The sequence below is a fragment of the Citrobacter sp. Cf072 genome (assembly GCF_030334485.1).
Taxonomy (GTDB): domain Bacteria; phylum Pseudomonadota; class Gammaproteobacteria; order Enterobacterales; family Enterobacteriaceae; genus Citrobacter; species Citrobacter freundii.
Genome location: NZ_JAOWDX010000047.1, coordinates 514,224 through 535,169, shown reverse-complemented (window position 1 = coordinate 535,169; position 20,946 = coordinate 514,224). Strand labels below are relative to the sequence as shown.

19 protein-coding genes are annotated in these 20,946 nt (G+C 52.2%); 2 read left to right on the top strand and 17 right to left on the bottom strand.

The genetic code is table 11. The annotated features are described in order from the left end of the window. Positions 1-218: 218 nt before the first annotated feature. The 9 genes from flhE to tar all read right to left on the bottom strand — a co-directional run bounded on the left by flhE (position 219) and on the right by tar (position 10,292). Positions 219-611 carry a flagellar protein FlhE gene (gene flhE, locus OGX66_RS21305; protein WP_016150530.1) on the bottom strand — a complete coding sequence of 131 codons (393 nt, stop codon included), beginning with the start codon at positions 609-611 and terminating at the stop codon, positions 219-221. Beyond that, on the bottom strand, positions 611-2,689 hold the full coding sequence (gene flhA / locus OGX66_RS21300) for a flagellar biosynthesis protein FlhA (protein WP_088902151.1): 2,079 nt from the start codon (positions 2,687-2,689) through the stop codon (positions 611-613). Before flhA ends, flhE begins: the two co-directional genes overlap by 1 nt. Continuing rightward, positions 2,682-3,833, bottom strand: a complete 1,152-nt coding sequence (gene flhB / locus OGX66_RS21295; RefSeq protein WP_003034664.1) for a flagellar biosynthesis protein FlhB — start codon at positions 3,831-3,833, stop codon at positions 2,682-2,684. Before flhB ends, flhA begins: the two co-directional genes overlap by 8 nt. 158 nt (positions 3,834-3,991) lie before the next feature. Continuing rightward, the gene (gene cheZ / locus OGX66_RS21290) at positions 3,992-4,636 is read right to left on the bottom strand and encodes a protein phosphatase CheZ (RefSeq protein WP_003034659.1); all 645 of its coding nucleotides are present in this window, start codon (positions 4,634-4,636) and stop codon (positions 3,992-3,994) included. Positions 4,637-4,646: 10 nt separating this feature from the next. Continuing rightward, positions 4,647-5,036: a chemotaxis response regulator CheY gene (gene cheY, locus OGX66_RS21285; protein ID WP_003034656.1), complete on the bottom strand. Its 390-nt coding sequence runs from the start codon at positions 5,034-5,036 to the stop codon at positions 4,647-4,649. Positions 5,037-5,053: 17 nt separating this feature from the next. Continuing rightward, complete coding sequence (locus OGX66_RS21280) at positions 5,054-6,103, bottom strand: protein-glutamate methylesterase/protein-glutamine glutaminase (protein ID WP_003839158.1); 1,050 nt, start codon at positions 6,101-6,103, stop codon at positions 5,054-5,056. Beyond that, positions 6,100-6,972 carry a protein-glutamate O-methyltransferase CheR gene (gene cheR, locus OGX66_RS21275; RefSeq protein WP_003034649.1) on the bottom strand — a complete coding sequence of 291 codons (873 nt, stop codon included), beginning with the start codon at positions 6,970-6,972 and terminating at the stop codon, positions 6,100-6,102. The genes OGX66_RS21280 and cheR overlap by 4 nt, the downstream gene beginning before the upstream one ends. 19 nt (positions 6,973-6,991) lie before the next feature. Continuing rightward, positions 6,992-8,593, bottom strand: coding sequence for a methyl-accepting chemotaxis protein IV (tap, locus tag OGX66_RS21270; protein ID WP_003034646.1), 1,602 nt, complete (start codon positions 8,591-8,593; stop codon positions 6,992-6,994). Positions 8,594-8,636: 43 nt separating this feature from the next. Continuing rightward, the gene (gene tar, locus OGX66_RS21265) at positions 8,637-10,292 is read right to left on the bottom strand and encodes a methyl-accepting chemotaxis protein II (RefSeq protein ID WP_032936849.1); all 1,656 of its coding nucleotides are present in this window, start codon (positions 10,290-10,292) and stop codon (positions 8,637-8,639) included. A gap of 406 nt (positions 10,293-10,698) precedes the next feature. Here tar and OGX66_RS21260 point away from each other — a divergent pair, with 406 nt between their 5' ends. Further along, entirely contained in the window at positions 10,699-11,958 is a 1,260-nt protein-coding gene (locus tag OGX66_RS21260) for a dicarboxylate/amino acid:cation symporter (RefSeq protein WP_088902150.1), read from the top strand. Positions 11,959-12,034: 76 nt separating this feature from the next. On the opposite strand, the gene cheW is transcribed toward OGX66_RS21260, so the two are convergent. The 6 genes from cheW to flhD all read right to left on the bottom strand — a co-directional run bounded on the left by cheW (position 12,035) and on the right by flhD (position 17,460). Further along, positions 12,035-12,538, bottom strand: a complete 504-nt coding sequence (gene cheW, locus OGX66_RS21255) for a chemotaxis protein CheW (RefSeq protein WP_003034638.1) — start codon at positions 12,536-12,538, stop codon at positions 12,035-12,037. A gap of 20 nt (positions 12,539-12,558) precedes the next feature. Then, the gene (gene cheA, locus OGX66_RS21250) at positions 12,559-14,589 is read right to left on the bottom strand and encodes a chemotaxis protein CheA (RefSeq protein ID WP_270921878.1); all 2,031 of its coding nucleotides are present in this window, start codon (positions 14,587-14,589) and stop codon (positions 12,559-12,561) included. 10 nt (positions 14,590-14,599) lie between these two features. Beyond that, on the bottom strand, positions 14,600-15,529 hold the full coding sequence (motB, locus tag OGX66_RS21245) for a flagellar motor protein MotB (RefSeq protein ID WP_003034631.1): 930 nt from the start codon (positions 15,527-15,529) through the stop codon (positions 14,600-14,602). Beyond that, positions 15,526-16,413: a flagellar motor stator protein MotA gene (gene motA / locus OGX66_RS21240; protein WP_003034628.1), complete on the bottom strand. Its 888-nt coding sequence runs from the start codon at positions 16,411-16,413 to the stop codon at positions 15,526-15,528. The genes motB and motA overlap by 4 nt, the downstream gene beginning before the upstream one ends. Positions 16,414-16,537: 124 nt before the next feature. Further along, entirely contained in the window at positions 16,538-17,122 is a 585-nt protein-coding gene (flhC, locus tag OGX66_RS21235; RefSeq protein ID WP_193134122.1) for a flagellar transcriptional regulator FlhC, read from the bottom strand. Next, positions 17,119-17,460, bottom strand: a complete 342-nt coding sequence (flhD, locus tag OGX66_RS21230) for a flagellar transcriptional regulator FlhD (RefSeq protein WP_003034622.1) — start codon at positions 17,458-17,460, stop codon at positions 17,119-17,121. The genes flhC and flhD overlap by 4 nt, the downstream gene beginning before the upstream one ends. A gap of 803 nt (positions 17,461-18,263) precedes the next feature. Here flhD and uspC point away from each other — a divergent pair. After that, a complete protein-coding gene (gene uspC, locus OGX66_RS21225; RefSeq protein ID WP_003034619.1) occupies positions 18,264-18,692 on the top strand; it encodes a universal stress protein UspC in 429 nt (142 codons plus the stop codon). A 17-nt stretch (positions 18,693-18,709) separates the two neighbouring features. Here the strand turns inward: uspC and otsA are convergent, their stop codons facing one another. Continuing rightward, complete coding sequence (otsA, locus tag OGX66_RS21220) at positions 18,710-20,131, bottom strand: alpha,alpha-trehalose-phosphate synthase (RefSeq protein ID WP_088902148.1); 1,422 nt, start codon at positions 20,129-20,131, stop codon at positions 18,710-18,712. Beyond that, on the bottom strand, positions 20,106-20,909 hold the full coding sequence (gene otsB / locus OGX66_RS21215; RefSeq protein WP_057101307.1) for a trehalose-phosphatase: 804 nt from the start codon (positions 20,907-20,909) through the stop codon (positions 20,106-20,108). The genes otsA and otsB overlap by 26 nt, the downstream gene beginning before the upstream one ends. Between the last annotated feature and the right edge of the window lie 37 nt (positions 20,910-20,946).

Sequence of the window (20,946 nt, the reverse complement as noted above, 5' to 3'; positions counted from 1 at the left end):
CTTTGACAATGGGCATCCTTATAAGGGCACAGTAAAAGCAAACAGGAAGTGAAACCTTTCTATTTCTGCCAGAAGGGTTCGTGGAATGGCAACAATACAAAGAGTCCGGCAACGTACGTCACTTATTTTATAAAACTGCGTTTCTATTTAATTGAATGAGAGACTGGAATGTTGAAACAACCAGCAGTTTCAACTGCTGGTCTGAATGACGGAGGGTGTTAACGGTAGTTCACAATCACCTGATTGCTCTGAATGCGTAACGCGGGGATCAGGCGACCACCGCCGGGGACTTCCCAGACAAAATGCATCGGTTCAATGGCCGGAACATTATTGAACCCGTTGGTGGTCCCACTTTGCCCGTCCAGCTCGACACAACGGGACTGAGAACATAAACGTACCCGCAGACCTGCGGGCGTGGGGCCATTCAGCTCATAGCGCCAGGCTACCAGCGTCATTAAGCCTGAGACCGGCTGGCCAGGAACCAAAGGCTCAGACGAGGCTGACTGGCCACGGTGATTTAAGGTGATCCCCATACCGCTTGCCTGCCAGGCCCCTTCTCCGGCGGCCTGCGCCACCAGAGGAAAAAACAACAACCACAGTAACTTGCGCATTATTTACCTCCAATGGTCGCTGTCATGCGGATATGGCGGTTATCGGAAAGCTCCATGTTCGATAACACCACCAACTGCGGGATGCTGCGACGTAAAAACCGCGCCAGCAGCGGACGCAACGCGTGATTAACCAGCAAGACCGGCGGCGCGCCCAACATTTCCTGCCGGGACAGCGCTTCCTGTGTTTGGGCCAGCAGGCGGTCTGCAAGCCCAGGCTCCAGGCCACCCCCCCCCTGCAGCGCTTGCAGCAGCAAACGCTCGAGCGGAGTATCAAGACCGATAACCTGAACCTCTTCATTACCAGGGAACCACTGCTGAGTGATGGCGCGTCCCAACGCAACACGGACGACCGCGGTAAGCTCATGCGGATCGCTTTGCAGCGGCGCATGTTCCGCCAGCGTTTCAAGAATGGTGCGCATATCACGAATCGGTACTTTCTCGTCCAGTAAGTTCTGCAGCACTTTATGCAGCGTGGTGAGCGTCACAACGCCCGGCACCAGATCTTCCGTCAGCTTTGGCATTTCCTGCGACACTCGATCCAGTAACTGCTGCGCTTCCTGACGGCCAAACAGCTCAGCGGCAAACTGGCCAATCAGGTGATTTAGATGCGTAGCGACAACTGTACTGGCTTCAACCACCGTAAAGCCCTGAATCTGCGCCTGTTCCTTCAATGCGCTTTCAATCCAGATAGCGTCCAGTCCGAAAGCCGGATCGACCGTTTTCTCGCCCGGCAGCGACCCGGCAGCAGTACCCGGGTTAATGGCCAGCCAGCGTCCCGGATAGGCATCACCGCTGCCAATTTCTACCCCTTTCATCAAAATTCGATAGCGGGCCGGCTGCAGATCCATATTGTCACGGATGTGTACCACCGGCGGCAGGAAGCCCATATCCTGAGCGAATTTCTTACGAATACTGCGAATTCGCCCCAGTAACTCGCCATCCTGCTGAAAGTCCACCATTGGGATCAGGCGATAACCTACCTCCATTCCCAGCGAATCTTCCAACTGCACGTCGTTCCACGTGGCTTCCACCACGGAGTTGTTTTCCGGCATTTTCACCGGCTGCGGTTCATCTGGCACTTTTTGCTCACGACCGCGCATCCACCAGGCCAGGCCCAGCAATGCGGCAGTAAACATCAGAAACACCAGGTTCGGCATGCCCGGAACCAGGCCCAAAAGTCCAAGTACCGCCGCACTGAGCAACATGACACTAGGATTGCTGAACAGTTGGGTCACCATCTGTTCGCCTACGTCCTGGTCGGTACTCACGCGGGTCACGATAACGCCCGCCGCGGTAGAGATAACCAGCGCAGGAATTTGTGCCACCAGCCCGTCACCGATGGTCAGCAGGGTATAACTTTCCGCAGCGCTGCCCATGCTCATACCATGCTGCAACACCCCAACTAACAGACCGCCGACTACGTTGATCACCATGATCAAAATACCGGCAATGGCGTCTCCACGGACGAATTTACTCGCACCGTCCATTGAGCCGTAAAAATCCGCTTCCTGGGTCACTTCCGAGCGTCGTTTTTTAGCTTCATCTTCGCCAATCAGACCGGCATTCAAATCCGCATCAATCGCCATCTGCTTGCCGGGCATACCATCCAGCACGAAGCGCGCGCCAACCTCGGCGATACGCCCTGCACCTTTGGTGATTACCATAAAGTTAATGATGACGAGAATCACGAAGACCACGATGCCGATCGCAAAGTTACCGCCCACCAGGAAGTGACCAAAAGCTTCAACCACCTTCCCCGCCGCCGCCGCGCCGGTGTGTCCTTCCATCAAAATGATACGGGTCGACGCAACGTTCAGCGCCAGGCGTAATAATGTGGTAAACAGCAAAATCGTCGGGAATGCGGCAAATTCCAGCGTACGCTGGGTGAACATCGCCACCAGCAGCACCATGATCGACAGCGCAATGTTAAATGTGAACAGCAAATCGAGGACGAAAGCCGGCAGCGGCAGCACCATCATCGACAGGATCAGCAGGATGAGGATCGGTCCGGCAAGGATTTGCCATTGCGTGGATTTCAGGTTGCTGGGCAGACGCAGCATCGCGACCAGATTAGCCATCAGTATTCTTCTCGTTCATGAAATCCAGTGCTTCAGGCACCGGAAGGTTTTCAGGTTGTGGTGGACGTTTGCCGCCAGCCAGACGCCAGCGTTTTAGCTGCCATACCCATGCCAGCACTTCGGCAACGGCGGCATATAATTGACCCGGTATTTGCTGACCAATTTCAGCATGGCGATAGAGCGCACGCGCCAGTGGCGGCGCTTCTAACGTAGGGACACGGTGCTCTGCGCCAATTTCACGAATGCGCAGCGCAACCAGCCCGGCCCCCTTAGCGACAACTTTCGGCGCACTCATTTTGTTCTCGTCATACTTCAACGCCACTGAGTAGTGCGTAGGGTTAGTGACAATAACGTCTGCTTTTGGTACATCCGCCATCATGCGACGCTGAGCGGCCGCGCGCTGCATTTGGCGAATTTTGCCCTTAACGTGCGGGTCACCTTCGCTTTGCTTAAATTCGTCACGGATATCCTGGCGCGACATGCGCAGCTTTTTCAGATGGCTGTAGATCTGGAAAAAAACGTCGAATCCCACCATCGGAATGACGCCAAGCACCACCAACAACGCGCACATGCCGACTAAATCCAGGGCGTTGCCCATCGCCGTAATCGGAGATTCCGCCATCAGCCGCATCATCTCTGGCCACTTGTGCCAGAGATAAAACCCGGCCACGCTGCCCACTAACGTCGACTTCAGTATCGCTTTGAGCAGTTCTGCGCCGGTTTGCGCGGAAAACATGCGTTTTATGCCCGGCAACGGATTCAGCTTAGAGAATTTGGGTTGCAGGGATTTACCGCTGAAAATCAAGCCGCCAAGCATCACCGGGGAGATTAATGCCACCAGAACGACGCCGGTAATCAACGGCAACAGCGCAATCATCGCGTCTTTAATCAGCAGGATGATTTGGCTGAGGATCAGGTTTGGATCGTTGACCATACTGTGGTCAAAACGTAATCCGGCCGACAGCATACCGGCCAGCCTGCGGGCAAGCGACTCCCCGCCAATCCAGATAATGCACACGCCCACCAGCAAAATAAGTAGTGAGGTTAGCTCTTTGGATCGGGGGATCTGCCCTTCTTCCCGCGCTTTTTCAAGTCGGTGGGGTGTGGGGGCTTCTGTTTTGTCGTCGTCGCTTTCTTCTGCCACGCATCAGACCCTGGATAGAGATATAGGCGAGAATGATGCCAGAACAGCTATCCAGCAATGGGAAGAGTAAGCGGTAAAAAAGACGGGATTTATGGCTTTAAGCAGAATTGCGCGTAAGCCGGATGAGAGGCCCACGCCTCACATCCGGCAAATACTCATCAGAACCCGAGGCTATCCAGCAGGTCGTCAACCTGATCCTGGCTTGCCACTACGCCAGCTTTCGAGGCGTCAACCTGCGGGCCGTTCAGCAAGCTTTCGTTTTCACGTTTAGGACGAGCGCCCTGTTCCGGTATGTTTTCCAACAGAACCATCAACAGCTGACGTTCAATTTCCTGGATAACATCCATCATGCGCTTGATGACCTGTCCGGTGAGATCCTGGAAATCCTGCGCCATCATGATGTCCAGCAACTGGGCATTGGTAAAGCTGGTATGTCCGGGCACATCACCAAGGAACTGACGGGTATCGGTGACCAGTTCACGAGCGTCTGACAGTTCGATCGGATTTTCGAACCATTCATCCCAGCGTTTGGTCAGGTCTTTGGCCCCTTTTTCCATCGCGTCCTGGTGCGGCTGCGAAGCTTCGACGCTGTTCAGCGCGCGCTCTGCCGCCTGAGCGGTCATCTGTACAACGTAATCGAGACGATCGCGGGCATCGGGAATTGCTTCTGCCGCTTCGGCAATAGCCTGATCCAGCCCCAGTTCACGCAGGCTGTCGCGCAGCATTCGGGTCAAACTGCCGATGCGCGCGATGATGTCCCCTGCAGAGTGTTCGTCAGCAGGTTTAATTTGTGGTTGCATCATCATCACACCCTCACATGCCCAGTTTCTCAAAGATTTTATTCAGTTTTTCTTCCAGCGTCGCCGCCGTGAACGGTTTCACGACATAGCCACTGGCGCCTGCCTGTGCCGCCGCAATGATGTTCTCTTTTTTCGCTTCTGCCGTGACCATCAGCACCGGCAGAGAAGCCATCCCACCATCTGCACGGATGGTTTTCAGCAGTTCCAGTCCATCCATGTTCGGCATGTTCCAGTCAGAAATAACAAAACCGAATCCCCCTGCCTGCAGCTTGTTCAGCGCATCCACGCCATCTTCAGCCTCTTCAACATTGTTGAATCCCAGCTCTTTAAGCAGGTTACGCACGATGCGACGCATGGTGGAAAAGTCATCCACAACCAAAAACTTAAGCTCTTTATCCGCCATAAAAATAAACTCCTGATTCAAATACGTATTGCCTGTCCGGCACTAATTTTCACCAGCATTTGCTGGCTCACCTGGCTAAGATCGACCACTTCGCTTACGCCACCCATATTGATGGCCTCGCGCGGCATGCCGAACACCACACAACTTGCTTCGTTTTGCGCAATGGTCCAGGCACCCGCCTGGTTCATCGCTAGCATTCCGGCTGCGCCATCGTTGCCCATACCGGTCAGGATCACCCCAACGGCATTACGCCCCGCATGCTTCGCCACCGAATGAAACAGCACATCCACTGAGGGCCGGTGCCGGTTTACCGGCGGACCGTCATGAATTTTGATTTGATAGTTCGCGCCGCTGCGCGCCAGCTCCATATGCTTGTCGCCAGGCGCGATATACGCATGCCCAGGGAGAACGCGCTCTCCGTCCTCTGCCTCTTTCACGGTAATCTGACACAGTTTGTTCAGACGTTCGGCGAACGATCGGGTAAATCCTGGCGGCATATGCTGGGTAATAAGAATACCGGGACTTGAAAGCGGCAATGGCTGGAGTACATGGCGAATTGCCTCTGTTCCTCCGGTTGAGGCGCCGATGACCAGCAGTTTTTCTGAACTGAGTAATGGCCCCGATTTCAAGGTCGTCGGTGCCGCCAAGGGTTTGTGGGCGGCCAGTTTTGCCCGCGATGCGGTGCGGATTTTCTCCGCAATCATCTCGCTATACGCCAGCATTCCTTCGCGGATCCCCAACTGAGGCTTGGTGACAAAGTCAATCGCCCCCAGTTCCAGGGCCCGCAGCGTGACCTCAGAACCTTTACCGGTCAGTGAAGAAACCATAACCACCGGCATCGGACGCAGGCGCATCAACTTCTCAAGGAAATCGAGGCCGTCCATGCGCGGCATTTCCACGTCCAGCGTCAGGACGTCGGGATTGTATTTTTTGATTAAATCCCGGGCGACCAACGGATCCGGCGCCGTCGCCACCATTTCCATATCACTGTGGCTGTTAATAATTTCGGTCATGATTTGACGCATCAATGCAGAATCATCTACCGACAACACCCTGATTTTACTCATGCTTTATCCTTACCTGGCGCATGCGCATACACGGTCTGTCCACGCAGGCTAAACTCGCGCACAAGGTTGCTAAAGTTTTCTGAATGACCTGCAAACAGCAGTCCGTCAGGTTTAAGAAGTGGAACAAAACGGTGCAAAATGTCCTGCTGCGTCGTTTTATCGAAATAGATCATCACGTTACGGCAAAATATGGCATCAAAAGGGCCTGGCACGTTGTACTGCTTATCCAGTAAATTGACGCTGGAAAATTCAACATGACCTGCCAGTTCCTGCCGAACGCGTACCAGCCCTTCATGCGGACCGGTACCGCGCATGAAATAACGCTGCAACTGCTGGGGTGACAGCGTCTTTAGCTCATCGAGGCGGTAAATGCCGTTTCTGGCCTTTTCCAGCACTTCGGTATCAATGTCGCTGGCAAAAACGCGCCAGCGGCCCGGTGCCATACCTAAGGTATCGGCAAGCGTAATCGCAATGCTGTAGGGCTCTTCTCCGGTTGATGCCGCCGCGCTCCAGACGCGGTATTCACCGCTGCGCCGACGAGCATGATCTGACAGCACCGGAAAATGATGCCCTTCGCGAAAAAATGCGGTCAGGTTGGTAGTCAGGGAGTTAATAAAAGCTTGCCACTCAGCACTGTTCTGGTTAGCTTCCAGCATGCTGAGATAGCGACCAAAGTCATCCAGCCCCAGGGTACGCAAACGGCGGACCAGGCGGTTATAAACCATGTCCCGCTTATGGTCGGCCAGTACGATCCCCGCACGCTGGTAGATTAATTGACATATCCGACGAAAATGCGCGTCAGACAGCGCGAGGCGCTGTGTCATCTGTAACAATAATGACGTTTGCCCGGTGGGCAGAGATGATGTCATAGCGCCTTCTCAATCACATTCAGGATACAACGGACGCAACCTGCGGCTGCGCCAACTCTTGTTTTGCTACGGTTTGCTCTTCAAGCTTGAAAAATGCGACACAGGCGGAAAGATTATCGGCCTGTGTGGCGAGTTGTCCGGTGGCGGATGCGGCTTCTTCCACCAGCCCGGCGTTTTGCTGCGTCACTGAGTCCATCTGGCTGACGGCCTGCGCCACCTGCTCAATGCCTCTGCGCTGTTCATCGGATGCCGAGGCAATCTCGCCCATTATGTCGTTAACCCGGGTCACCGAACTGACAATTTCCGTCATCGTGCGCGACGCCATATCCACCAGTTGCGAGCCCTGATGCACCCGGGTGACTGACTCCTCAATGAGCCCCTTAATTTCTTTCGCCGCCTGCGCGCTACGGCTTGCCAGATTACGCACTTCACCAGCGACGACGGCAAAACCACGCCCTTGCTCCCCTGCCCTGGCGGCCTCGACCGCGGCATTCAACGCCAGGATATTGGTCTGGAAGGCAATGCTGTCAATCACGCCGATGATGTCGCCGATTTTCTGCGAGCTGGCAGAAATCTCATGCATGGTGCTGGCAACCCGGGACGTCTGCTCGCCACCTTTATGCGCTGTGTCTGCCGCACTTTTGGCGATCCCTGACGCCTGGCGCGCGTTATCAGCGTTCTGGCCGACAGTGGCGGTAAGTTGTTCCATGCTGGCTGCCGTTTGTGCCAGCGCGGCCGCCTGCTGTTCGGTTCGCGAAGATAAATCGTTATTGCCCATCGCGATTTCTGAAATACCGCTATGCATGGCTGAGCTGCCCTGACGAACGTCATTTACTGTTTCGCGTAATGCCTTTTGCATCTTCTGCAGGCTGGCAAAAATGGCCGAGATCTCATTGCGCCCATAAACCGCTACTGGCCGTGCCAGATTCCCCGCGGCAATACTGTCGAAATGGCTGCCAATAATCGCCAGCGGCTGAACAATCATCTTGCGTGACCAGAACAGCGCACCGCTGGTGAGCAGTGCTGCCAGGACCACCATGGTGGCGAAAATCACCCCCGACATATGGTAATTGCGCTGACTCTGCTCTCCTGCCGTTTGCAACACGCGGTCGATGTTGCTCTGCCACGCATTCACATTCGCATCAAAAGCATCTTGAGCCGCCTGCACCGGCGCGGTCAGAAAATCTGACAGCTGATTGTTTTCAAGCCAGGTGGCCTGATGCGCGAGATCGCTGTGCCACTGGTTGAAACTTTTCTCCGTCGCGCTAAACAGCGCCTTGCCTTGTTCCGTCGAATCCGACGTCGCCATAAAGCGTTTAAACATCAATTCAGACTGCGCCAGGCTGTCGCGCGCAAGAGTCATCAGGGTTTTGATGTCCTCTGGCGGATAGCTCAGGGCGGTCAGCGTCCCTGCCTTATTAAGGGCCGTACTGGCCTGTAATAACACAGCGCGGGTTTGGGCCAGCGCAGCGCGTTGCTGATTACTCCGTTCGACCTGATTCAGGTTCTGAAAACCGTCCCGAAATGCCCAGAAGGACAAGCCATTACTGCCAATCTGCAAAACACCGCAGAGGATTAAAATCAAAAACAGCGTGGTCGAAATTCGAATACGATTAAACATCAACGCTCCCATCAGGCGGCACTGGCCGCGGTTTAACTGTCAGTCAAAATGTTTCCCAATTCGTATCTTGTTCAATGCTCTGGCGCGGATAGGAGGCGCTCGGCGCTGCAGGTAATCGTGTATCGCGTGGTTTTGTCGAGGCCGGACGTGACGCAAGGCGGAAAGTCGATACCGACTGCGTCAGGCGACTGGCCTGTTCTTCAAGAGCGGCCGCTGCGGCAGCCGATTCCTGTACCAAAGAGGCGTTCTGCTGCGTAACGCGATCCATTTCAGAGACCGCGAGCGCAACCTGATCAATCCCCCGGCTTTGCTCGTCGGAGGCCGAGGCAATCTCACCCATGATATCGGTCACCCGCGTCACGGCATTGACGATGTCGTTCATCGTTTCCCCAGCGCTTTCTACCAGTACAGAACCGGTATCAACCCGGGAAACGGAATCTTCAATCAATGCTTTAATCTCTTTCGCCGCCTGCGCACTGCGGCTTGCCAGATTACGCACTTCGCCCGCCACCACGGCAAAGCCGCGGCCTTGCTCACCGGCGCGTGCAGCTTCAACCGCCGCGTTCAGTGCGAGAATGTTGGTCTGAAAGGCAATGCCATCGATGACGCTAATAATGTCGGCAATTTTCTTCGAGCTATCGGCAATTTCGTGCATGGTGTTCACCACGCTATCAACCACTTTGCCGCCATGCTGCGCGGTGTCCGAGGCGCTTTTCGCCAGTTGCGAGGCCTGACGCGCGTTGTCCGCGTTTTGCTTCACGGTTGCGGTCAGCTGTTCCATGCTGGCTGCGGTTTCTTCCAGCGCTGACGCCTGCTGTTCCGTACGAGATGAGAGATCCGTGTTTCCGCTGGCAATTTCGCTGGTACCAGAATAAATCGCATCAGAGCCTTCACGCACCAGAGTGACGGTTTCCGTCAGCGAGCGCTGCATATGATCAACCGTACTGGCCAGCTCGCCGATTTCGTTACGACCACTAACGGCGAGAGTTGCGGTCAGGTTACCGCTGGCGATTTCCCGAATATGGGCAATAACACGGGACAGAGGATTAAGCAGGGTATGACGGATGCCGTACCAGACCACCACCAGAATCAGCACCAGCACCACGGCCAGCACGCCAAGCTGCCATTGGGCGAAATGGTAATCCCGCGCGCTTTGATCAAATGCCTGAACGTAAAGCTTTTCGCTAACGCTGGCGTACTTGCCCAGCGCCTCGCCGAGCGCGTTTTGCATTCCCTGCGTAGGCTGCGCAAAGTAGGCGTCCATATTGCCGCTTTCCAGAAACTGAACCAGTTCTGCCAAGGCCGCATGGTACTGCTGATATTTTTCCTCAATGTTGCCGCTGGCTTCTGCCATTTCCGGCAACGGTGTGATGTTTTTAAATTTTGCGTAATGCGTTTCAGCCTGTGCCAGCGATGCTTTCGCATTCTTCAGCAGATCGTTTTTGGCGCTGCTTTGCTGGTTGGACGCATCCATCATCATGCGCGCAGAAGAACGGCTTAAATTGATTCGTGTTTGCAGCATCAGATCCCATGTTGAGGTGAGTTCACTTTGCTGCTGTCGAAGATCGTTAGAAATAACAAAACTTTGCTGATTCTGCTGCAATGAAGAAAACAACAGACCACCGGAAACAAGCTGTAGCAGTGCGAAAACCCCCAGCACCATCATCAGCATTGTGACAACGCGGATACGGTTAAACATAAGGCACCTTCCTGAAAACGAGTTATCAACGTTATCGGCAGTGGCTGAGATAACTTTACGTTTGCAAAAAGGAAATCCTGAAGGGATGTGAAGCCTGGCGAGGGGAAGGTAAAACGGGTGTGCAGCAACTACAAATTATTCACATAAAAACACCATAATTATCATGCAAATAACATTCATACTCATCGGTGTGCACGGCCAGATTGGCTGAAATACACTTTTTTGTGTGATTGAGATCACACATACGCATCGTAAATACCACAACAAAATGGATAAAAAATTAAAAAAAGTTGTATCCGTTTACGCTTTAATCCAATTTATATGATGAATACTTCGTTACCACTTAATAAGTATAAAAAATGAGTAACCGATCAATAAATGTTAAATCCTTACTGAGGGCTTTTTAGTGGCAAATGCAAACAAACTCACGTTGTTTATCGTGATCTTCATGCTGGCGGGGATCCTGTCGGGTGCGGTGATCCACTCTTATGCCTCCCCCGGCGTTGTGACCGCCTGGGCCGATAATATTACGCTTCTCACCGACATCTTTTTACGTCTGATTAAGATGGTGATTGCGCCTTTAGTATTCAGCACCCTGACCGTTGGTATTATGCGCCTGGGGGAAACGTCCACCATCGGTCGCGTGGGCGGCAAAGCGATGGTCTGGTTTATCAGCTCTTCTGTATTGTCTATTCTGGTCGGTCTGTTTGTGGTTTCCCTTGAGCAACCCGGGAGCGGGTTAAACCTTACGATCCCGCTGGAAGCCACCGACACCGGTCTGGCCGTAGGCGGCATGAGCCTGAAAGGTTTTCTGACACATACCATTCCAACCAGCATAGCCGGGGCAATGGCTAACAATGAGATCCTGCAAATCGTGGTGTTCTCAATGTTCTTCGGTATTGGTGGAGCATCGCTCGGAGAGAAATTTAACGCTCCGCTGGTTGCCGCGCTGGATGTGGTTTCCCACATTATGCTGAAGGTGACCGGCTACGTGATGTACGTCGCGCCGCTGGCAATTTTTGCCGCCATCTCTTCCGTAATCTCTACCCAGGGTCTGGGGATCCTGCTTAACTATGCATCGTTTATCGGCGGCTACTATGTGGCGATTTTGCTGACCTGCCTGGTTCTGTTGGCGGTGGGTTATGTCATGCTGAAAAAAGAGGTATTTCGCCTGGTGAGCATGCTGAAAGACCCGGTTCTGGTCGCATTCACCACCAGCAGCTCTGAGGCCGCTTATCCGAAAACGCTGGAGCAATTAACTAAATTTGGCTGCTCACCCAACATCGTGTCATTCGTGCTGCCTATCGGTTATTCGTTTAACCTGGTCGGTTCCATGGTCTACTGTTCATTTGCCTCCATGTTTATCGCGCAGGCCTATAATATTCACCTCTCTTTCGCAGAAATCACCGTCCTGATGCTGACGCTGATGCTGGCGTCCAAAGGAATTGCAGGTGTGCCACGTTCAGCACTGGTGGTGCTGGCGGCAACCATCCCAAGCTTCAATATTCCGGTTGCCGGAATTCTGCTACTGATGGGAATTGACCACTTCCTGGATATGGGACGTTCAGCAATCAACGTATTAGGTAACGGGATTGCAACGGCGATGCTGGCGCAGGATGAAGGTTTACTGGAAGAAGAACCTGAGCTGGTTGAGCGGGAAGCGTAAGAAGGAAATCTGCCGAATACGCTACGCTAATCCGGCCTACAACAGCAACCATTGTAGGCCGGATGAGTTATGACGATTATGCGACGTGGGAAGCGGCAATATCCAGCAGCGCCATTTCTTCGCTGTTCAGCAGCTTCTCAATGTTGACCAGAATCAGCATCCGGTCACCCAGCGCACCCAATCCCGTCAAATATTCCGTCGACAGCGTGACCGCAAACTCCGGTGCCGGACGGATTTGATCCGTTGTCAGAGACAGCACATCCGAAACGCCATCCACCACAATCCCAACCACCCGCTGACCCAGGTTCAGCACAATCACCACGGTGTTTTCGTTGTAATCCACATCGCTCTGGCTAAATTTCACGCGCAGGTCGACGATAGGCACAATCACACCACGCAGGTTCGTGACGCCTTTGATAAACGCAGGCGTGTTAGCGATGCGCGTCACCTGATCATAACCACGGATTTCCTGCACTTTCAGGATATCGATACCGTACTCTTCATCCCCCAGCGTAAACACGAGGAATTCCTGACCTGACGGTTCGCCGGCCAGTTTAGTTACATTACTCATACCGGTCATATTCTTCCCTTCTCACTCAATCAGGCGGCTGTGATCGCCACACGTTGTTCGCGGTTTAATCCCTGCAATGCAGAGACATCGACAATCAGCGCGACGCTGCCGTCGCCGAGGATCGTTGCTGCAGAAATACCTGGCACTTTGCGGTAGTTGCTTTCCAGGTTTTTGACCACTACCTGGTGTTGACCAATTAATTGATCGACCAGCAGCGCATAGCGACGCCCTGCACTTTGTAAAATAACCACAATGCCCTGAGTCGCTTCAGTTTTAGCGCCTTCAACCTCAAAGACTTTCCACAACTCAACCAGCGGTAAATATTCGCCACGCACTTCCAGAACGCGTTCGCCTCCGGCCAACGGATGGAGATCTTCTTCGCGCGGTTGCAGCGATTCCATAACGGCATTTAGTGGCAGAATGAAGACCTCATCCGCCACGCGCACGGACATCCCGTCGAGGATCGCCAGCGTCAGCGGCAGCAGAATGCGAATAGTGGTCCCCTGTCCCTGTTTGGACTGGATCTCAACATGGCCGCCCATCTCCTGGATATTTCGCTTCACCACATCCATACCCACGCCGCGTCCGGAGACATCCGTCACCTGTTCGGCGGTCGAAAAGCCTGGAGCGAAGATCAACATACCCACTTCGTCATCGCTCATGTTTTCGTGGATCGGCATGCCCTGGGAGATAGCTTTGGCCAGGATACGTTCGCGGTTCAGGCCAGCGCCATCATCGGTCACTTCAATACAAATATTCCCACCCTGGTGCTCGGCGGAAAGCGTCAGATTGCCGATTGGGCTTTTGCCGGATTCAAGGCGTTTTTCCGGCAGTTCGATACCATGGTCGAGGCTGTTACGCACCAGGTGCGTCAACGGATCGATGATGCGTTCAATCAGGCTCTTATCGAGTTCGGTTGAGCTACCTACCTGCGTCAGCTCGACCTGTTTACCCAGCTTACCGGCCAGATCGCGTACCAAACGAGGGAAACGACTGAACACATACTCCATTGGCATCATACGAATCGACATCACCGACTCTTGCAAATCGCGGGCGTTACGTTGTAACTGACCCATACTGGTGATGAGATCGCCATGATTGACGGGATCCAGTTCGTTAGAGCGCTGAGCCAGCATCGACTGGGTGATCACCAACTCACCGACCAGGTTAATGAGCTGATCGACCTTCTCAACCGCTACGCGGATGCTGGTCGACTCGCTGGCGCGGGCTGGTTTTTCACGCTCCGCGCGCCCATGTGGCGCTTCACTGGCGGCGGCTTTCACCGCTGGCGCAACGGCAATCGGCTGCGGCTTCGCGACAACGGCTACCTCTTCAGTTTCAACAGCCGCGGGCGCTGCGCTGACGGTTTCGAATTCAATTTGGTCAGCTTCAATGACAAAGCAGAGTACCGCAATGATGTCATCTTCTGCGAGGTTGCCATCAAGCGTAGCTGACAGCGTGTCGCTTCCTTTTACCACATCGGTTAAGGTCGCCAGATTCCCCAGTTCCTCTTCCAGCAAATCCACTTCGCTGGCTTTCAGACGCGAGAGAGTAATGCGTTTTTTACTCTCTTCACTGGCGAGTTCAGGCTTTGCAACCGCCTCTTCCTGCATAGAGGTGCTATCAACAACGCTCAGTTTTGCTGAGTTGACAACTGACGGTGCGGTTTCACCTTTCGCTTCGAGCGCTAACTGCCGTAACGCCTGGCAAATGTACTCAAAACTGTCGGCATCAGGCTCCACTGAGCTTTTATAGGCGTCGAGCTGTTCCTGCATAATATCTTTCGTTTCCAAAAACAGGTTGATAATGTCGGCATTGAGCTGCATCTCGCCACGCCGCGCTTCATCCAGCAGGTTTTCCATCAGATGGGTCGTTTCCTGCAAAATGGTAAAGCCGAAGGTGCCCGCCCCGCCTTTAATCGAGTGCGCTGCACGAAAAATGGCATTCAGCTGTTCGGAGTCCGGGGCTTCAGGAACCAAATCAAGAAGGTGTTGCTCCATATCAGCCAACAGTTCGTCAGCTTCATCAAAAAATGTCTGATAAAAATCGCTAATATCCATGCTCACGCTATCACCTCGGATTGGCTGGTGGCGATGTGGGAACGCTTACCGGCGGGAGTTCCGCTGGCCGTTGTAAGACACTTACCGGCTCATTCTGGCTTTCAGCGTTTTCATGCAAAATGGCCTCTTCTGCCTGCTTATTGAGAACCAGCAGGCTAATACGGCGGTTGATAGCGTCTTCAGGACCGCGATCGCTCAGACGCATCGTGGCGGCCATACCTACCACACGTAATACTTTTCCATCATCCAGACCGCCGCTAACCAGCTCGCGACGCGATGCATTTGCGCGATCGGCAGACAATTCCCAGTTGCTGTATCCTTTCTCACCATTCGCGTAAGGATAATCATCCGTGTGACCGGAAAGGCTGATCCGGTTAGGGATCCCGTTGAGCACTGGTGCAATCGCGCGCAGGATATCGCGCATGTACGGCTCAACTTCAGCACTACCGGTCTTAAACATTGGGCGATTCTGACTGTCGATAATCTGTATCCGCAGCCCTTCCTGAACTAAATCAATCTTTAAATGCGGACGCAGCGCTCGCAGTTTGGGATCGGATTCAATCAGTTGATCGAGATCGCCACGAAGTTTGCTCAAGCGGCTCTGTTCCATACGTTTTCTCAGGTCATCAATATTCGGCTGCTTGTTCACCTCACCCTGCTGCTGGGTGTAATCATCCCCGCCGCCTGGAATCGGGCTTTGGCTATTCGAAATACGATTTCCCCCGGTCACCGCGGTGGCCAGCGGTGTACGGAAATATTCGGCAATCTGGATCAATTCTTTAGGGCTGGATATAGAAATGAGCCACATCACCAGAAAGAAGGCCATCATCGCGGTCATAAAATCGGCGTAGGCGATTTTCCACGAGCCATGCGCCCCACCACCGTGATTCTTATGTTTGCGTCGCTTTACAACGATAATGGGATGGGCCTGATTTTTCATGCGTCCTCGGTCGTCTGTTGCGCAGTTGGATTTCTCACCGCACGAACATGTTCTTCCAGTTCGATAAACGAAGGACGTTCGCTGGAGTACAGAGTCTTACGACCGAATTCAACGGCAATCGGCGGCGCGTAGCCATTCAGATTGGAGAGCAGCGTTATCTTCACGCACTGCATCATTTTGGTTGTTTCAGCGCTTTTCTGGCGCAGAACGCTGGCAAGCGGAGAAATAAATCCATAGGCCAGCAAAATACCGAGGAATGTTCCCACCATCGCATGCGCAATCAACGCCCCCAACTCTGCTGCCGGGCGATCGGCAGAAGCCAGTGCATGCACAACACCCATAACGGCCGCGACGATCCCGAATGCCGGCAGTGAGTCGCCGACCATCGCCAGACTATTCGCCGGAACTTCGGCCTCACTCTCATGAGTCTCAATTTCTTCGTCCATCAGCGCTTCAATTTCAAACGTATTCATATTGCCGCTGATAATCAGGCGTAGATAATCGACAATAAAATCAAGCATTACGGCATCGGCAAGAATGCGCGGATAGCTAGCGAAGATTTCACTTTCTTTTGGGTTTTCGATGTCGCGCTCAAGCGAGAACATGCCCTGTTGACGTGACTTGGCCATCAGGCGATACAGGAGCGCCAGCAGATCCATATACATCGCTTTGGTGTATTTCGAACGACGGAAAAGCAACGGGATCGCTTTCATCGTCCCTTTGATGGCTTTCCCATTATTGCCGACGATGAATGCCCCAATACCCGCGCCACCGATAATCACCAGCTCAGCCGGTTGATAGAGTGCCCCAAGGTGTCCGCCGGTCATCATGTAACCGCCGAAAACTGTACCAATAACAACCAGGTAACCTAATAAGATAAGCACGACATCATCCTTTCGCAATTGACTATGACAGGATGCGCAGTCGGGCAATTAACGTAAGGTCAGGACAAAAAAAAGCAGCGGTAATCGCTTACCGCTGCTGGAGTGTTCATCCACACCGTATCAGTTAAACAGCCTGTTCGATCTGTTCATCCAGCAGTTGTGGAATAATATCGGCAGCATTCTGGGAAAGTTTACGTCTTTTTACGGCCCTTGATGGCGGCTGGCATAAACTACAGGCAAAGCTGCCTGCGGGTTGGTGTGCATGGGTGATAAAATTCCCACCGCAACAATTGCATAGGGACAACTCCAGCAATCCGCTGTCGACAAATCGTACCAGCGTCCACGCGCGAGTTAACGCCAGCAATGGCCCTTCTTCAGGCTGCGGACACTGCTCAAGATATAACCGATACGCCTTAATTACGGCATCCACGCCGCTACAGAGACCCGTTTTGAGCAGGAATTGCCATGCATTGCAAAACATCGACGCATGAATATTTTGTTCCCACGTCATAAACCAGTCGGTGGAAAACGGGAGCATCCCTTTTGGCGGAGGACTACCGCGTAATTCTTTGTACAGCTTGATTAATCGACCACGGCTTAATTGCGTTTCGCTTTCCAGCATTTGCAAACGGGCGCCCAATGTGATTAATTCCATTGCCAACTGGATATCACGCGCTTCCTGAACAATGCTTTTTTCGCTCATCATCAAGCCCTTTTCTTACGTGCTGCATCATCGATGTCGCTTAACAGGCGTGTGGAAAGCATAATACCAGTATGGATTTGCTGAAGATCGTCAACGCGGGAGTCTTGCGTCAGGCGAGTAACAGTCTGGTGATCGTCGAAACGGAAATGACATACCAGTTGGTTTGTTTCGGCCAGTTTGACCATTTGAGGAAGTGTTAATGTTGCCAACGTGTCCGCCATTTCCTCGCTGATACCAAGGCGAAACATCGCAGATGCTTTGTCCTGAACGATCAAACGCTGTGCAAGCAATAAATATGACAAATTGATGTCATAAATGTGTTTCAGCAACTCGGATGTATGCATTATTTGCATCCATAATAACCAACATTGTTTTCATGCGGTAAAACCGCACCCCGTGATGTCGCCGGGAAGGCCCGGTAAAAAAAAGCAAAAGGTCAAATACATAGCAACGTAACGACACTTACGCGTCGTCTAAACATTCCCTTTTAAGAAGGCAGCGTCCCTTACAAGCTCACATCAATTCTTACAAATGTCTAAGATTTTTCCTAATTCGACGCAACTCTACCCGCCGTCAGTTACACATACAACGGAGCTATGCTGCGAATTTAAAGAATATGTGATCAAGATCACATAAACCAGCCAAACACTTAACATAAATCCATCAGCGTGGCTTTTACTTTGTTTATTTCTTAACCTTCCATTATCCATTTCGATTCCTGATGTACGAATATTCTTGCAATAAAAGCGAATAGTATTATATTCACGACCGTTAATATCACGCCATGAAATAGCGAGCTGGATCACATATTTAACTCAAAAAACTTTTTTAATTAAATACTTTATAAACAATGACTTAAATATTTAGAGCGATTAATTAATACCGCGATGTGACGACCTTGCAAATGTTAATGTATGTTTATTTTTTATTAACACATTGTTTTCATTAGCCGTGGGTTTTACTTAAGTTACCTGAACATATCTGCAACCAATATGAATCGATTATTCTATTTATAAGAATAATTAATGAATAATCATGATGACATTCACACTATGAAGGAAGGAAACGTTGCAGTATGGAGTAAGCTGAGTAAAGCTGAGTAAAGCTGAAAAGCCCTCTCATAATTCTTGAAAAAAAGGAGCGAGTTATGAGCTATTCGCACATTCTTGTTGCTGTTGCCGCCACCCCTGAAAGTCAGCAGTTGTTAGACAAGGCGGTTTCTATCGCTCGCCCTGTCAACGCCCGAATTAGCCTGATTACACTGGTCTCAGACCCCGAACTTTATAACCAGTTTGCTGCCCCCATGCTGGAAGACCTGCGTGAAGTCATGCAGGAAGAAACTCAGGATTTTATCGACAAACTTAGCAAAGAAGCAGAATACCCCATTGAGCATACCTTTATTACCTATGGGGCTCTGAATGAACATATCCTAGATGTATGCCGCAAATACGCTATTGATCTGGTCATTTACGGCAACCATAACCACAGTTTTTTTTCACGCGCTTCCTGTTCCGCGAAAAGCGTGATTCATACCAGCCAGGTGGACGTTCTTCTGGTTCCGCTAGCCGGAGATTAATACACAGCGCCAGGACTTCATGCGAGTTTAGAACAGGATGAAATATTGTCTGGCAGTTGGCATTGACTCCGACGCGGCGTGACTGCTTTAAGATCACTAATGAACGTCGCCTGCCAGTTGTCGATATCGTTTTTAACGATAGTCTCAAGCATTTCAGCGTGGCGCGAAATGCGTTCGGTAAGTGGCATCGTCAGCGCCTGGTTTAATGCGCTTGCCACTTCATCCCGGTCATAAGGATTAACAATAAGCGCAGAGGTTAGCTCATTCGCCGCCCCGGCAAATTGCGATAAAACCAGCACGCCAGGGTTAGCAGGATCCTGTGCGGCCACAAACTCTTTCGCCACCAGGTTCATACCATCGCGCAACGGGGTCACCAATCCTACGTCAGAGTAGCGGAAGATCTTCATCAGCAATTTACGATCAAAATACTGGTTCAGATAGTAAAGCGGCGTCCAGCCCAGTTGCCCATATTTGCCGTTGATTCGCCCAGCTTCTGTTTCCAGTTGGTGGCGAATATCCTGATAGGCCTGCACCTCTTCACGCGAGGTCGGCGCTATCTGCGTATAGCGAATTTTACCGTGGTGCTGCGGATAATGTTCCAGTAAGGCCTCGTAGGCCTGAAAGCGCTCCGGCAAGCCTTTGGAGTAATCCAGACGCTCCACGGAGAAAATATTCTGCACATTTTTAAGCTCCGCTTTTAGCTGCGCCAGTTTTGGCGGCAGCGGTCCGGACGCCTGCCGTGCAATCTCATCAGGTTCGATACCGATGGGATAGACCTGAGTGCGAAACGCTTTTCCCCATGCCAGATGCTGCTTATCTTTATGCGTGGACATCCGAGTCTGGGCTGCGAGACAGTCCAGAAAAGCCTGGCGATCGTTTTCAGTCTGAAAACCAAGCAAATCAAAATCACACATTTGCTCAAGTAGCGCCAGATGTGGAGGGAGCGCATTAAAAATTTCCGGCGTCGGAAAAGGAATATGCAGGAAAAAACCGATGCGGTTATTCACACCGCGCTTACGTAACTCGCAGGCAAACGGCAACAGATGGTAATCATGAATCCAGATGATGTCGTCATCGCCAAGCAGCGGCAGAAGTTTATCTACCAGTAAGGCATTAACCCGTTGGTAGCCTTCCCAGGCAGAGCGCTGAAACTGAACTAAATCCAGTCGATAGTGAAATGCGGGCCATAAAACCGCATTTGAAAACTGGCAGTAATACTCTTCGTAATCTTGCTCACTCAAATTAAACGAGGCCCAGGTGATATTGCCACGCGTGACTTTTTTTAACGGTTTATCCTCATTACCTGTATCACCACTCCAGCCAAACCACAGACCACCAGCAGCTTTTAACGCGCCCAGTACACCGACCGCGAGCCCACCCGCGCTCCCTTTGTCATCTGGTGAGGCGATACGATTAGATACTACGACTAAACGACTCATAGCCACCTCTTCTGTTATTCGTTGCTTTCGATTCTTGCTGCGAAGAGTTAATTTGCTCCAGCCAGCGCCAGACATCCCTGACGCCATCCAGACGCCATGTCGCCTGCGTCGGCCCGCTCCCCACCTTCACGGAAATACCGCCAGCGCGGTTAACCACAGCAAATCCTGTTTCATCTGTCAGATCATCACCGAAAAACACAGGGATCCGGCCAGCAAAAGGCGCTTCCTGCATAAATGCAGCTATCGCGTCGCCTTTATTGCTGCCCTTAGGCTTTATTTCCACGACACATTTTCCGTGCTGCAGAGCAAGCTGCGGCCATCTGCGCGTGATGCGTTCAGCCAGGGTAATCAGCGCAGCTTCGTGTTCGGGTGCCTGACGATAGTGCAACGCGAAAGCCATACCTTTGGTTTCCAGCGTTGTCCCCGGTAACGTCACTAACGCTGCGTGTAATAAAGCCCCAGCTTCACGCTCGATACCTTCAGGCAGGTGTACTATGTGCGTTTGACCATTGATGTCACGGCGTTCTGCCCCATGCACTCCGGCAAGCGGAAAACGAAACGGAGTAGTGAGTGCGTCAAGCTCAACCATTGAGCGCCCTGAAATCAATGCCAGCGCATCCGCATTATGCGTCGCTAACTGTTGTAAACATTGCAGGATTGCCTTAGGGACAACGACCTGGTCGGGAAAGGGTTTAATCTCAGCAAGTGTCCCATCGAGATCAAAAAAGTAAGCACAGTTTACAGATTGTTCAGGGGGTAAGATCAGTGATGCTGTCACCCGGTTATCCTCCTCATCATGGTCAGAACGCCACGCG